Here is a 13,972-nt window from a genome sequence, read left to right as displayed (position 1 = left end):
GCCGGTCGCCACGCTGAACCACCCGGTCCGGGTTGGCGCAGATCATCTCCAGATCCTGCGCGGCGGCGGCGGCCAGGCGCTCGCGATAGTCCTCCGGCGTCTCGACCTCGTCGTCATAGGAGCCGGTGACGGAGATGAAGGCGGCGCCCGAGGCGTCGGCGACGGTCTGGAGGCCCAGGCCTTCATACAGGGGGGCGTCGCGCTCGGGGCCGATCAGCCAGGCCGGGCCGGGCGCGCGTTTGGCCAGTTCGGCGCGGGTGGCGTCGCCCGAGGTGACGACGGCCCTCCAGCTGTCGCGCGGCACGCCCAGCGCGTCCATCTGGCTGACCACGCCCGGGCCGGGGCGGGGCGAGTTGGAGATCAGGACGACGTGCCCGCCTTCGCGGTTGAAGCGGGTCAAGGCCTCGCAGGCCGCGGGCCAGCTTTCGCGGCCGTTGTGGATCACGCCCCAGACGTCGCAGAGCAGGATGTCGTAGTCCCCGGCGATCTCGCCGAGGCCGGAAAGGGCGTGCGGAAGGGTCATGCGCCCGAGATAGCGGTTCGGGGGCGCCGGGTGAAGGGCAGGGTAGACCCTAGTCCTCGCGGTAGACCGTCCCGCCCTTCATCACGAAGCCGACGTGCTGCAGCGCCGTCACATCGGCGATCGGGTCGCCGCTGACGGCGATCAGGTCGGCCGGCATGCCCGGCGCGATCCGTCCGGCCTCGCCGGAGATGCGCAGATGGGCGGCGGCGTTGACGGTCGCTGTCTGGATCGCCTCCAGCGGCGTCAGTCCGGCGCGGACCAGCAGGACGAATTCGCCGGCGTTGTCGCCGTGCGCGGAGACGCCGCTGTCGGTGCCGAAGGCGATGCGGACGCCGCCCTCATGCGCCCGGCGCGCCATGTCCAGCATCAGCGGCCCGGCCTGCAGCGCCTTGGCGGTCTGGGCCGGGGTGAAGAAGTTGTCGGGACCCGAGGCGATGCGGGCCACGAAGTCGCCGGCCATCAGGGTGGGCACCAGATAGACGCCGTCGCGGCGCATCAGCCGGATCGACTCGGCGTCCAGATAGGTCCCGTGCTCGATCGAGTCGCCGCCGGCGCGCAGGAAGCTGTTGATCCCGTCTCCGCCGTGGGCGTGCGCCGTGACCTGGCGGCCCATGCGGTGCGCGGAGTCGACGATGGCGGCCAGCTCCTCGTCCGAGAACTGCTGGCCCAGGCCGGCGGCGGTGTTGGACAGCACACCGCCCGTGGCCGTGATCTTGATGATGTCGGCGCCGGCCCGCACCTGCAGCCGCACCGCGCGCATGCAGTCCTCGGGGCCGGAACAGATGTTCTCCCCGGTGAACAGATGCATGATGTCCTCGCGGTAGCCGTTGACGTCGCCATGGCCGCCATGGATCGACACCGCCGCACCCGAGGCGATGATCCGCGGGCCCGGCACGTCGCCGCGGGCCACCGCGCCGCGCAGGGCGAAGATGGCTTCGTTGGTCGCGCCCAGATCGGCCACGGTGGTGAAGCCGGCCAGGAGGGTGCGGCGGGCGTAGCGGGCGCCGACCATGGCCTCGTCCGCGCTGGACTGGGTCACCCCCTCCAGCCGTGAATTCGGGTTCTGCTGACCGGTCAGATGCACGTGGCTGTCGATCAGTCCGGGCAGGACGAAATCGTCCCTCAGATCGACGATCCGCCCTTCGCCGACGAAGCCGTCGCGGATTTCGACGACCTGGTTCCCTCTGATCACGAGAGTTTTATCGCGTTGCACAATCCCGGTGGACGGATCGGCCAGAAGTCGCCCCACTTGAACGAACGTGGTTCCCGCCTCTGGCGAAACGGACGTGGTCGCGGGTGTTTGCGCGGCGACGCTTGTGGCCACACATGCGGCGAGCGCCGCCAGCATCAACGTGATCGACTTCACGAAATCCTCCCTTGGTCCCCGGATCACCATACCCGTCTCCGGCCATCCTCCAAGGCTCAGGTTGCTAACCTCGGTCGCTTTTGAAACAACCCGTCACTTCCTGTGAAACGTGCGAGGGGCGTCGCATGCGGCTAGCAAGACGTGGATTCATTCTGGGCGGCGCCGCCCTCCTGTCGGGTTGCGCCTCAGCGGCGGCGACCCGGCCGACCGGCGTCTTCACACCGCTGACGACCGCACAGGCCGTTCCGGTCCAGACTCCGCGCATTGCCGTCGCTCCGGCCGAGCCTGAGGCCATCACCGCCCATCTGAACTCCACCCGTCTGCTGGATCCGCGGGGCCAGGTCCGTCCCGAGCTGATGCAGCGCGCCCTGGCCGCGCTCGACATCCACGATCACAAGATCACCCAGCGCGACCGCATGTATCTGGTCGACTTCACCAAATTCTCGGGCGAAGAGCGTCTCTACGAGGTCGATCTCGAGGGCGGCGCCGTCACCCTGATGCGCACCTGCCACGGCCGCGGGTCCGATCCGGACCACTCCGGCTACGCCCGCAGCTTCTCCAACACCCCGGAAAGCTTCAAGTCCTCGGTCGGCGCCTACGCCACCGCCGGCGCCGGCTGGGGCGCCCAGCAGGGCCCGAACGTCCTGCTGGACGGGCTGGAGTACACCAACAACAACGCCCGCGAGCGCGCCATCATCATCCACGGCGCCGACTACGCCGATCCGGCCTTCCTCGCCCGCGAAGGCAAGCTGGGCCGCTCCTACGGCTGCTTCTCGGTGGCTCACACCGACCTGCCGCGCCTGCGTGACCGTATGGGCGAAGGCCGCCTGCTGTTCGCCTGGGCTTAAGCGCCGGGCGGCTTATTCCCGCTCCAGCGCCCGCCAGCCGATGTCGGTGCGGTTGAAGCCGCCGGGCCAGTCGATCTTCTTGATCGCGGCGTAGGCGCGTTCCCGGGCCTGGGCGATGTCCTTGCCGCGGGCGCAGATGTTGAGCACCCGGCCGCCGGCGGCGACCAGCTGGCCGTCTTCCTGACGACGGGTTCCGGCGTGGAAGACCTGCACATGCGGGCCGAAGTCCTGCTCGGCGCCGCGGATGATCGACCCCTCGACCGGGCTGTCGGGGTAGCCCTGCGCCGCCATGACCACGCAGATCACCGTCTCGGGCAGGAACTCGGGCGGCGGCGTCCGGCTCAGGTCGCCGCGCGCGCAGGCCAGCAGCACCGGCACGATGTCGCCGGCCAGCCGCATCATCAGCACCTGGCATTCCGGATCGCCGAAGCGGGCGTTGAACTCGACGACCTTGGGGCCCTCGTCGGTGGCCATCAGGCCGGCGTACAGCACGCCGCGATAGGGCATGCCCTCGGCCGCCATCCCGGCGATCACCGGGGCGACGACGTCGCGCTCGGCGGCCTCGACCAGTTCGGGGGTGAACACCGGGGCCGGGGAATAGGCGCCCATGCCGCCCGTGTTCGGACCCAGATCGCCGTCATAGGCGCGCTTGTGGTCCTGGGCCCCGCCCAGCAGGACATAGTGGCGGCCGTCGGACAGGGCGAACAGCGAGCCCTCTTCGCCGGCCATGAACTCTTCGATGACGACGCGGGCCCCGGCCTGGCCGAAGCGGCCGCCCAGCATCCATTCGATCTCGCGCTCCGCCTCGCGCTTGGTCGGCGAGATGGCCACGCCCTTGCCCGCCGCCAGGCCGTCGGCCTTGATGACGTAGGGGGGCTTGAACACCGTCAGGGCCTGCCGGGCCTCGTGCAGCCGCTCATAGACGCCGAAGCCCGCGGTCGGGATTTCGTGGCGTTCCATGAAGGCCTTGGAGAAGGCCTTGGAGGTCTCCAGCTGGGCCGCCTTGGCCGTCGGACCGAAGCAGGGGATGCCCGCCGCGTTCAGCCGGTCGGCCAGACCCTTCTCCAGCGCGCTCTCGGGGCCGACCACGACCAGATCGGCGCGAATCTCGCGCGCCAGGGCCGCCAGCTGGTCGGCGTCGGTCACCTTGACCGGGCGCAGTTCGCCCAGCTTTTCCATGCCCGGATTGCCGGGCGCGATGACCAGCCGCTTCACCAGCGGTGACTGGGCGATCTTCCACGCCAGGGCGTGCTCGCGCCCGCCTGATCCGACCAGCAGGATATTCATGCCCGCGCAATGACCGCACCTGCGAAGGCGGTCAAGTCACGAGCGGCGCCAAACGACCTTAACCGGCCGGCGGAGGGGTCCATTCGGGCAGCGCGGCCAGCTGGGCGGCGCTCAGCGTGGTGGTCAGATTCTTCTCGGTTCCGTTGGCGTGGGCGATCGGGCTGATCTCGGCGATCGGCAGGGCCACCTTGCGGTCGCCTGGCCCTTCCAGCTCGACCACCACCTGCGTCAGCGCGCCCGAGGCGTCCAGAACCAGGGTTTCGATATCGCCCAGATCGGTGAAGTTCGCGGACACCAGATCGGCGTCCTCAAGCTCCTTGCGGGTCATGCCGAAGGCGAGGGCGGCGGTGGTCTGGGCGGTCTGGGCGCGGGTCTCGGTGACGGGCGCGGGCGCGGCGCCCGGGGCGGGGGCCTGAACCACGTCGTCGGTGGTGTTGTCGGAGCAGGCGGCGACGGCCAGCAGGCTCACGGCGGCGGCGCTCAGAAGGGCGGTGCGGATCATCGGAACTCTCCTCGGGATCAAAGCAGGGCGGATACGACGTAGACCAGCCCGCCCAACATCAAGATGCCGCCTAGGATCACCCACGGGCTGACGGCGGGCGTGTCGCTCCGCTCGCGCAGGCCGCGTTCGCGCGGCGTCTCGTCTCCAGGATCGGTATCGGGCGGGTCGGCGGGCATGATCCGCAAACGACCCACACCTGAACGGCGTTCCCCCTGCCGTGGCGTCAAGCTTCACCCTGTCCCTTGCGGCCAAGGCGACCTAAACCGCCCGACCATGTTCGATTCCCTTCGTACCGACCGCCGCTTCGCCCTCCTCGCCGGAGCCGCATTCTGCGCCCTGGCCAGCGCCGCCCAAGCCCAGACCGCGCCCCCGACCGCGCCGGACTCGCTGGACGAGGTCGTCGTCACCGGCTCGCGCCTGTCGGGGGCCCAAAAGCTGGCTCCGGTCGAGATCCTGGACCATCGGACGCTGGACCGAGCGGGCGTCACCGACGCGGCCCAGGTGCTTCAGCTGCTGACCGCCAACTCCGGCTCCGAAGCGCGCGTGGACCAGCTGAACCAGCCGCAGAGCTCCGGCACGGCCCAGTTCAACCTGCGCAACCTCGGTCTCGGCTCGACCCTGGTGCTGGTCGACGGCCTGCGCTGGACCTCCAGCGCTGCCGTGGCCGCCGACGGCTCGAACTTCGTCGACATCAACAGCCTCGTGCCCCTGATCGCGCTGCGGCGCATCGAGACGTTCAAGGACGGCGCCTCGGCCCTCTACGGCTCCGACGCCGTGGCCGGGGTGGTCAACTTCATCACCCGCGACGGCGTGGACCAGCCCGAGCTGCGTGTCCGGTACGGTTTCATGGACGGGGCGGACGAGACCCTGATCGAGGCGTTGGGCGGCCTGCGGGTCGCGGGCGGGGACCTGACGCTGGCGGCATCGCATCTGCATCGGTCGGCGCTTGGCTCGGACGAACGCGCCTTCACCCAGGCCCAGACCTATGGCCGCGCCGCATGGACGGCCGTGACCAGCTACGGCCAGCCCGGCTCCTACTTCCGGCCCAGCACGAACGCCTATGCGCCGGATCCGAACTGCACCAATCCCGCCTTCACCCACGCCTTCCGCAACAGTCCGACCGACGCCTTCTGCCGCCTCGACTATTCGGACTTCTTCGACCTGTCGCCGGAAGAGACCCGCACCCAGCTGTTCGCCGGATGGCGCCGCACGGTGGGCGCGGTGGATGTCCGGCTGCAGGCCGCCTGGTCCTCGACCGAGACCATCGCGCGTCAGAGCCCGTCCCTGCCCATCCTGGCCCGCAGCCTGACCGTGCCGGCCTCCCATCCGGACAATCCGTTCGGCGAGGCGGTGCAGTTCCGGGGGCGTCTGCTGGGCGCCGAGGCCGGGGCGTCCCAGGCCGAGTTCGACTACCGGACCTGGCGTCTGGCGGGCGGCCTGGCCGGGCGCTTCGCGAGCGGCTGGACCTGGGACCTGTCGGCGACCTCCAGCCGCCAGCACATCGCCTATGACAAGCCCGACGTGATCGGCACGGCCCTGCAGAACGCCCTGAACGGCCTGGGCGGCGCGGGCTGCAATCCGGCGACGGGAACGCCCGGCGCCGGACCTTGCCGGTACTTCAACCCGTTCGGCAGCGCCTACCTGCGCACCGGTTCGGCCAATGACCCCACGCTGGTCGCAGGGCTGATCGGCTCGACCGGCCTGCGCGGCGCGGCCACCCTGACCACCGTCGACGCCCAGACGAGCGGCCGGGCCCTGAACTGGACCGGCGGCGGGGCCGACCTGGCTTTCGGCGTCCAGTATCGCCGCAGCGGCCTGCGCCACGACTGGAGCGATCTGGTCAATGCGGGCGAGCTGCTGACGGCAGGCTATTCGCCCGACTTCGACGGCGACCAGGAAGTCTTTTCGGCCTTCGCGGAGGCCCGCATCCGCCTCGGCGACGCCATCGAGGCCCAGCTGGCCGCCCGCCAGGAGGTCTATGACGGCGGCGAGAGCGCGCTGAGCCCCCGCGTGGCCGTGCGCTGGGATGTCGCCGACGCCCTGACCCTGCGCGCCTCCTGGGGACAGGGCTTCCGCAACCCGTCCGTCTATGCGCTGGCCGGGGCTCAGGCGTCGCAACCGTCCGTCTTTGATCGCGGCGCCTTCGTCTTCGTCAACACCCTGACCACCGGCGATCCCGATCTGAAGCCCGAGGAATCCGAGACCCTGACGGCGGGGGCGGTCTGGGCGCCCCTTCGCGGCCTGCAAATCGGCCTCGACGCCTGGCGGATCGACTACACCAACCTGATCGTCAAGGAATCCGCCCAGGCCGTCATCGACCGCGCGACGGCGGATGATCTGGCGGGCCTGACAGGCACGGCGGCGCAGGCCCGCGTCACCCGCGCGCCCGGCGGCGCCCTGACCTTCGTGGACCTGCGCTTCGCCAACGCTTCCTCCATCGAGACCCAGGGGCTGGATCTCTCGGCTCGCTATGAACGCGACCTGTTCGACGGCCGCTTCTCGGCCTCGGCGACGTGGACGTACGTGGACCGCTACGACATCCGCCTGGCGCCTGGCGCGCCGACCACCTCGGGCCTGGGCTCGACCAATCTGAACACCCTCGCGCGGTCGATGCCGCAGGACCGGGGCGAGTTCGCCCTCGGCTGGTCGGGGCCGAGCGACACCATCACCGTCCTGGCCCACTACACCGGCGGCTATCGCAACGACCGCAGCGGCATCACCGATCCGACCATCGATCACTGGACCACGGTGGACCTGCAGTACGTCCGGGCCCTCTCTTCGGCCTTGGACCTCTCGCTGGGCGTCATGAACGTGGCGGATTCCGACCCGCCGCTGGCCCAGTTCGCGCTCGGCTACGATCCGATCGCCGCCGATCCGCGCGGTCGGGTGATCAGCATCGGCCTGACGAAGCGGTTCTGAGTTTCGCCCGGCTCCGCGCCTCGCTAGAGCGAAATCGGTCGAGTTGGACGAAGTTCAACTCGGCTCAGATTTCGCTCCAGTTTGATGCTGGACCATTTTTTGGATTCAGGTCGATCCGACCTGAAGCAAAAATGGTCTAGGCTGACGCCATGACCGACGACTACGTCTTCGAAGGCCCGGCGGACGAACCGCAGGCGCCGCGCGACAACAATCCGCCCCAGACGGTCTCGGAACTGTCGTTCGCCCTGAAGCGCACGCTGGAGGACCGGTTCGGCCATGTCCGCCTGCGCGGCGAGATTTCCAAGGTGAACCACCACGCCTCGGGCCACGTCTATCTGACGCTCAAGGACGACAAGGCCGCCATCGACGGCGTGATCTGGAAGGGCTCGGTCCGGGGCCTCGGCGTACGGCCCGAGTCGGGGCTGGAGGTCATCGTCACCGGCAAGATCACCAGCTATCCGGCCCGCTCGTCGTACCAGATCGTCATCGAGAGCATGGAGGCCGCCGGCGCCGGCGCCCTCCTGGCCCAGCTGGAGCGGCTGAAGACCAGGCTGGCCGGCGAGGGGCTGTTCGAGGCCGCGCGCAAGAAGTCCATCCCCGCCTTCCCGGCCAAGGTCGGCGTCATCACCAGCCCGACCGGCGCGGTGATCCGCGACATCCTGCACCGCATCGCCGAGCGCTGGCCGTGCCGCGTCATCGTCTGGCCGGTGGTGGTCCAGGGCGACGCCGCGGCGGGCCAGGTCGCCAACGCCATTCGCGGCTTCGATGCGATGACGCCTGACGGCCCCGTTCCGCGTCCCGACGTGGTCATCGTCGCGCGGGGCGGCGGCTCGGTCGAGGACCTGTGGTGCTTCAACGACGAGGGGCTGGCCCGCACGGTCGCCGCCGCCTCCATCCCGATCATCTCGGCCGTCGGGCACGAAACCGACACCACCCTGATCGACTTCGTCTCGGACCGCCGCGCGCCGACGCCGACCGGCGCCGCCGAGATCGCCACCCCGGTGCTGGCCGACCTGCAGTACGCCGTGGCCGATTTCGAGCGCCGCCTGGCCCGCGCCGGGGGACGGTTGCTGGAAGACCGCCGCACCCGTTTGCGCGCCGCCGCCCGCGGCCTGCCGGCCCGGCCCGAGGACCTGCTGGCCCTGCCGCAGCAGCGGCTGGATCACGCCGGAAGCCGCCTCGGCTCAGCCCTCCATCGCAACGTCGCGGTGCACGAACGGCAGTACGCCTCGGTTTCAGCCCGCCTGTCGCGGGGGCTGCTGGATCGCGCCACCGAGCGGCGCCGGGATCGCCTGACCGCCGTCACCGGGCGGTTCGATCCGCTGCTGCCGCGCCGGCTTGAGCGGGATGAGACCCGGCTGGCCGCCCTGTCGCGGGCGCTGGCGACCCTTGATCCGAAGCGGCCCAAGCCCGGCTTCGCCCGTGTGGAGGATGCAGAGGGGGCCATGATCGCCTCCGCGGCCGGGCTGCACGACGGTCAGGCCGTGCGTCTGGTCTTCGCCGACGGCTCGAAGGGCGCGCGGATAGAGGGGGAGGGGGCGTCCCCGTCTCCGGCGCTCGTGGAGCCCAAACCGCGCCCGGCGGCGAAGCCCAAGCCCGCCGCTCCGGGGCAGGGCGATCTGTTCTAGCCGCATCTCCAGCGCTCCGGCCGGGATGACCGGTGGAGCGGAGCCTCGGATCACCCCTACGCCCAGATTCGACGCGTCCCCCTGCTAGGGTGCCGGTCCTCGGATCTTTGACAATCAAACACGCCCGACGCTCCGGTTGAGCCCGTTCGATTTCCCCCGCCTCAGGCGAATTTGTGCACAATGTGCACTCCATTTTTTCCGAGTGCACTTTTTCCGGCTGATCCGCGTCGGATGCGCCGGGAAGGCGGGATTCGGCGTTTTTAGCCCGACAGGGTCGGCCAGGGCCTTGGCGCTTCCCGTTCGCTCAAGCTAGGCTGTCGTTATGGTCCAATCTCCCGGTGAACAGGCGACGCTCCACTACGGCGATGGCGAATTCGCCGTCCTGAAGCCCGGGCGTGTCGTCACCTGCGCCGTCTCCGGAAAACCGATCCCGCTGGAAACCCTGCGGTACTGGTCGGCCCGGCTTCAGGAAGCCTACGCCGGCCCCGAAGAGGCCTTCCAGCGGCTGGGCCAGCAGCCCTGATGCTGGACCGGCGCGGCCTGCTCGCCGGCAGCGCGGCGCTTCTGGCCGCCGGCGCCGCCCGCGCGCAGACCACGGGCTCCGACCTCGACCTGACCGGCCGCTTCGTACAGGGCGGCCACGCCATCGGCCGGACCTGGCCGCGGGCGCTGGTCTTCGTCGACGGCGAATCCCTGACCGCCGCCTCGGCCGACGGATGGTTCATCGTCGGCTTCGACCGCGATGCGGCGGGCAGCGTCGAGATCGAGGCCCGGTCGGACGGCCGCTCGGCCCGCCGGGTGCTGTCCATCGCGGCGGGGACCTTCCCCTCCACGGCGGTCAACGGCCTGCCGCCGGCGACGGTGGAGCCCTCGGACCCGGCCCTGCTGGCCCGCATCCGGGACGAGGTTCTGCTCAAGACCGAGGGCTTCGCCAGCCGTACCGACGCGGACGGCTTCCGTGACGGCTTCGCCTGGCCGCTGGAGAGCTTCCGCATCACCAGCCGCTGGGGCGCCCAGCGCGTGCTGAACGGCACGCCCGCCCGGCCCCATTTCGGCATCGACCTGGCCGCGCCGCAGGGCTCGGCCATTCGCGCGCCGGCGCCCGGCCGGGTGACCCTGGCCCAGCCGTCGCTGCATTTCGAGGGCGGGCTGGTCCTGATTGATCACGGTCAGGGCCTGATCACCGCCTATCTGCACCAGTCGCGGCTGGAGGTCCGGGAAGGGCAGGATCTGATGCGCGGCGATCTGATCGGGCGGGTCGGCATGACCGGGCGAGCGACCGGTCCCCACCTGTGCTGGCGCATGAAATGGCGCGATCGGAACCTCGATCCGTCGCTGCTGGTCAAATCCTGAGCAAGCTTAGCCGTTTACGCTAAAGTTGAAACAGCGTTCGCTGATAGACGCGGGCCGAATCCGGCCCTAGACGTCGCGAACGCCGACGGTTTGGCCGTCTCCACCAAGCTGTCCTGCATGTCTTCCCTCGCCGCCCTTCAGGTTCTTCTGGTTGACGATAACCAGCACATGAGGGCGATCACCTCCGCTGTTCTTCAGTCCGCCGGAATCCGCAAGCTGCGCGAGGCCGCCGACGGCGCCGCCGCGCTCGAAATCCTGCGCGACCATGCCGTTGATCTGGTCATCGTCGACTTCAACATGTTTCCGCTGGACGGCGTCGAGTTCACCCGCCTGGTGCGCAACAGTCCCGACAGCGCCAATCCCTATCTGCCGATCATCATGATGACCGGCCACTCCGAGAAGACGCGCGTCTACGAGGCGCGCGACGCCGGGGTGAACGAGTTCGTGGTCAAGCCGATCACCGCCAAGGCCATTCTGGACCGCATCCAGGCGGTGATCTTCCGCCCACGCCCGTTCGTGAAGACCGACGGCTATTTCGGGCCCGACCGCCGCCGGGTGCAGAGCGCCGACGACAAGGGGCCCAAGCGCCGCGCCACGGACCGGCCGCACGAGGTCTGAGGCGGTCTAGAGCGAAATCGGTCGAGTTGGACGTAGTCCGGCTCGGCTCAGATTTCGCTCCAGTTTGATGCTGGACCATTTTTTGGATTCAGGTCGATCCGACCTGAAGCAAAAATGGTCTAGCGCTCGGCGTCCAGCGCGTCATAGACCTTCTGCGGCCAGCGCTTGTGGACCCAGAACCAGTCGACCGGATGCTCGCGCACCCGATCCTCGATGAAGGTGGTGATCGCCTGCACGCCGCGGACGATGTCGCCCGACCGGTCGCCGGTCTTCTCCAGTTCGATCGGTTCATGCGCCGTCACGCGGAAGCGCACGCCCGGCAGGCGCACCACCGACATCGGCTGGATGAAGGTTCCGAACCGCAGGGCCAGCCGGCTGGGCCCCGGCGCCGCGTTCACCGGCTGACCGAAGAAGGTCACCTCGGGGCCTTCCGAGAACTTCTGGTCGTTCATCAGGGCCACGGACTCGCCGCGCGCCATCCCGGCCAGCAGCTCGCGCGCGCCGTCGCCGCCCTTGGGCGCGAACAGGGTCACGCCGTAGCGGGCCCGCGCCTCGCGGATCTGCTTGTCGACATAGGGATTGTTGGCCGCGCGATAGGTCACCTGGCAGGGCACGCCCGCCGCCACGATCACCGCCGCCATCACCTCGATATTGGCCATGTGGCCCGAGACCAGCACCGCCGGCCTGCCGCTGTCGCGAATGGCGTGCAGCCGCTCGATGCCGACGATCTCGATCCGTCCCGACGCCGGGGTCAGCTGATCCATCACCAGGGTCTCGGCGAAGGTGCGGCCGGTCTGTTCCCACTGGGCGGTCGCCAGGGCCTCGCGCTCGGCCCGCGGCATGTCCGGGAAGGCGATGCGCAGGTTGCGCATCACCGTCTTCTGGGTGCCGGTCATCGGCCCCAGGGCTTTCAGCAGCCAGCCGCCGACCGCGGAGGCCCGCGTCAGCCCCAGCAGTCGCATGAGGCCGATCAGGCCGGCGAAGGCCACGCCTTCCAGCCGCCAGGCCAGATCCTGGCCGAAGCTCACCTTGGGACCGTCACCAGGCAATCGTCAGCCCGCCGTCCACGACCAGGGTCTGGCCGGTCACATAGGCCGCCGCCTTGCTGCACAGATAGACGGCGGTGCCCGCGATCTCGTCCGGCTGGCCGATGCGCTTCATCGGATTGGGCTCGACGGTGACCTTCAGCACTTCCTCGTTCTCCCACAGGTAGCGGGCGAAGTCGGTCTGGATCAGGCCCGGCGCGATGCAGTTGACCCGCACGTTCGACGCGCCGAACTCGACCGCCAGGTTGCGCACCAGCTGCATGTCCGCCGCCTTGGACACGTTGTAGGCGCCGATCAGGGCGTTGCCGCGCAGGCCGCCGACCGACGAGATCACCAGAATGGCCCCGTCCTTCCGCTCCACCATCTGCGGCGCGACCATCTGGATCAGCCAATGGTTGGCCAGGACGTTGTTATGGAAGATCTTCTGGAACTGGTCGTCCGTGATGCCGCCCATCGGCCCGGCGTAGGGATTGGACGCCGCGTTGCAGACCAGGATGTCGATCTGGCCGAAGGCGGCGATGGTCTCGTCGACCAGCCGCTGCAGTTCTTCCTTCGAGGCGATGTTGGCCGGGACGGCGATGGCCGTGCCCTCGCCGTGCTTGGCGTTCAGCGCTTGAGCCACTTCGTCACAAGGGCCGGCCTTGCGCGACGAGATCACGACCTTGGCGCCGTGCTCGGCCATCCGCTCGGCGATCGCCTTGCCGATGCCCTTTGAGGAGCCGGTGATCACCGCGACCTTGCCGGTCAGGTCGAACAATTCCATCGTTAACCTCGAAAGCGTGGGGAGAATCCGTGTTCGGACCCTATGCGTATTGCCGTGATACCCCGATACTCGGGCGATTCCATCCGGGAAGGCGGAAACTCCGTACCCCATGCGCGCCATAACCAACGGCTTTCTGTTCTTCGGCTACCTGTTCCTGGCGATGACCGTCGGCGCCTTCCTGTGGCGCGCGGGTCTCGGCGGCGGCGCAGGCGTGGCCGCCGGCTTCGGCACCGCGGGCCTGCTGATGGCGATCCACGTCCTGGTCGTCGGACGAACTCAGCGCGCCGCCCTGAAGAAGGAAATCGACCAGGTCCGCGAGGCCCACCGCCTGCTGGCCGACGCGATGGAGTCCACACAGGGCGCCCTGACCGAACTGGCCCAGGCCATCGAGGCCGGAGCCCTGACCTCGACCGAGCAGCTGTCGGGCGAAGTCCGCATGCTGGAGACCCTGATCCAGCAGATGAGCGTCTCCATCGAGGAGCGGGTCCAGCAACCGGTCCCCGCCAGCCCGTTCGAGGCGCGTCACCGCCAGCAGTCCAACGTCCTGCTGCAGACCATCCACGAGGCCCTGGCCGAGAACCGGGTCGACCTCTACCTGCAGCCGGTGGTCTCCCTGCCGCAGCGCCGGACCATCTTCTACGAAAGCTTCACCCGCCTGCGCGCCGCCGACGACCGGGTGATGATGCCGGCCGAGTATCTGTCCGTCGCCGAGGGCGAGGGGCTGGTGCCCGCCATCGACAACCTGCTGCTGTTCCGCTGCGCCCAGATCGTGCGCCGCCTGGCCCGTCAGGACCGCAAGGTCGGCGTCTTCTGCAATGTGGCCCTGTCCTCGCTGGGCGATGAGACCTTCTTCCCGCAGTTCCTCGACTTCCTGAGCGAGAACCGCGACCTGAACCAGGCCCTGATCTTCGAGCTGGGCCAGGCCGTGTTCGACGCCCGCGGCGCCGTCGAGGCCCGCAACATGGCCAAGCTGGCGGACCTCGGCTTCCGCTTCTCGCTGGACAAGGTCCAGACGCTGGACCTCGACTTCGCCGACCTGCAGCGTTCGGACGTGAAGTTCCTCAAGGTCGCCGCCGACCTGCTGATCGAACAGCTTCTGGATCTCGACAACGGACCGGC

Annotated in this window: 12 protein-coding genes and 2 pseudogenes; 7 read left to right on the top strand and 7 right to left on the bottom strand. The window is 69.4% G+C overall.

What is annotated here, in order from left to right:
- Together Q0C81_RS07375 and Q0C81_RS07370 are read right to left on the bottom strand one after the other, a co-directional pair.
- Nucleotides 1-523 (bottom strand): annotated as a pseudogene (locus Q0C81_RS07375) (TIGR01459 family HAD-type hydrolase); the annotation flags it as partial.
- 49 nt (nt 524-572) lie between these two features.
- Nucleotides 573-1,889 carry an amidohydrolase family protein gene (locus tag Q0C81_RS07370; RefSeq protein ID WP_291835747.1) on the bottom strand — a complete coding sequence of 439 codons (1,317 nt, stop codon included), beginning with the start codon at nt 1,887-1,889 and terminating at the stop codon, nt 573-575.
- A gap of 125 nt (nt 1,890-2,014) precedes the next feature.
- Here Q0C81_RS07370 and Q0C81_RS07365 point away from each other — a divergent pair, with 125 nt between their 5' ends.
- Nucleotides 2,015-2,737, top strand: a complete 723-nt coding sequence (locus Q0C81_RS07365; RefSeq protein ID WP_291835744.1) for a murein L,D-transpeptidase catalytic domain family protein — start codon at nt 2,015-2,017, stop codon at nt 2,735-2,737.
- A gap of 12 nt (nt 2,738-2,749) precedes the next feature.
- Here the strand turns inward: Q0C81_RS07365 and purD are convergent, their stop codons facing one another.
- Genes purD through Q0C81_RS07350 form a run of 3 tightly spaced genes read right to left on the bottom strand, consistent with a single transcriptional unit; the run spans nt 2,750 to nt 4,711 of the window.
- A complete protein-coding gene (gene purD / locus Q0C81_RS07360; protein WP_291835741.1) occupies nt 2,750-4,024 on the bottom strand; it encodes a phosphoribosylamine--glycine ligase in 1,275 nt (424 codons plus the stop codon).
- A 58-nt stretch (nt 4,025-4,082) separates the two neighbouring features.
- On the bottom strand, nt 4,083-4,526 hold the full coding sequence (locus Q0C81_RS07355) for a hypothetical protein (RefSeq protein WP_291835738.1): 444 nt from the start codon (nt 4,524-4,526) through the stop codon (nt 4,083-4,085).
- A 17-nt stretch (nt 4,527-4,543) separates the two neighbouring features.
- Nucleotides 4,544-4,711 carry a hypothetical protein gene (locus Q0C81_RS07350; protein WP_291835750.1) on the bottom strand — a complete coding sequence of 56 codons (168 nt, stop codon included), beginning with the start codon at nt 4,709-4,711 and terminating at the stop codon, nt 4,544-4,546.
- A gap of 88 nt (nt 4,712-4,799) precedes the next feature.
- Between Q0C81_RS07350 and Q0C81_RS07345 the strand changes: the two genes are divergently transcribed.
- The 5 genes and pseudogenes from Q0C81_RS07345 to Q0C81_RS07325 all read left to right on the top strand — a co-directional run.
- On the top strand, nt 4,800-7,445 hold the full coding sequence (locus Q0C81_RS07345) for a TonB-dependent siderophore receptor (RefSeq protein WP_291835736.1): 2,646 nt from the start codon (nt 4,800-4,802) through the stop codon (nt 7,443-7,445).
- 149 nt (nt 7,446-7,594) lie between these two features.
- Nucleotides 7,595-9,073: an exodeoxyribonuclease VII large subunit gene (gene xseA / locus Q0C81_RS07340; RefSeq protein ID WP_291835732.1), complete on the top strand. Its 1,479-nt coding sequence runs from the start codon at nt 7,595-7,597 to the stop codon at nt 9,071-9,073.
- A gap of 322 nt (nt 9,074-9,395) precedes the next feature.
- Nucleotides 9,396-9,596 (top strand): DUF2093 domain-containing protein, encoded by a 201-nt coding sequence (locus tag Q0C81_RS07335; protein ID WP_291835729.1) that lies wholly within the window; start codon nt 9,396-9,398, stop codon nt 9,594-9,596.
- On the top strand, nt 9,596-10,426 hold the full coding sequence (locus Q0C81_RS07330) for a M23 family metallopeptidase (RefSeq protein WP_291835726.1): 831 nt from the start codon (nt 9,596-9,598) through the stop codon (nt 10,424-10,426). Before Q0C81_RS07335 ends, Q0C81_RS07330 begins: the two co-directional genes overlap by 1 nt.
- 63 nt (nt 10,427-10,489) lie before the next feature.
- Nucleotides 10,490-11,044: pseudogene (locus Q0C81_RS07325) on the top strand (response regulator); the annotation flags it as partial.
- Nucleotides 11,045-11,163: 119 nt separating this feature from the next.
- Here the strand turns inward: Q0C81_RS07325 and Q0C81_RS07320 are convergent.
- Together Q0C81_RS07320 and Q0C81_RS07315 are read right to left on the bottom strand one after the other, a co-directional pair.
- Nucleotides 11,164-12,072, bottom strand: coding sequence for a lipid A biosynthesis acyltransferase (locus tag Q0C81_RS07320; protein ID WP_291835719.1), 909 nt, complete (start codon nt 12,070-12,072; stop codon nt 11,164-11,166).
- A 10-nt stretch (nt 12,073-12,082) separates the two neighbouring features.
- Nucleotides 12,083-12,853: an SDR family NAD(P)-dependent oxidoreductase gene (locus tag Q0C81_RS07315; RefSeq protein WP_291835715.1), complete on the bottom strand. Its 771-nt coding sequence runs from the start codon at nt 12,851-12,853 to the stop codon at nt 12,083-12,085.
- 109 nt (nt 12,854-12,962) lie between these two features.
- On the opposite strand from Q0C81_RS07315, the gene Q0C81_RS07310 reads away from it, so the two are divergent.
- Nucleotides 12,963-13,972, top strand: a 1,010-nt coding sequence (locus Q0C81_RS07310; RefSeq protein ID WP_291835711.1) for an EAL domain-containing protein, incomplete at its 3' end; no start/stop codon positions are given.

Origin of the sequence: Brevundimonas sp. (genome assembly GCF_023259385.1) — a bacterium.
Taxonomy (GTDB): domain Bacteria; phylum Pseudomonadota; class Alphaproteobacteria; order Caulobacterales; family Caulobacteraceae; genus Brevundimonas.
This window is presented reverse-complemented; position numbering and strand designations above follow the sequence as displayed.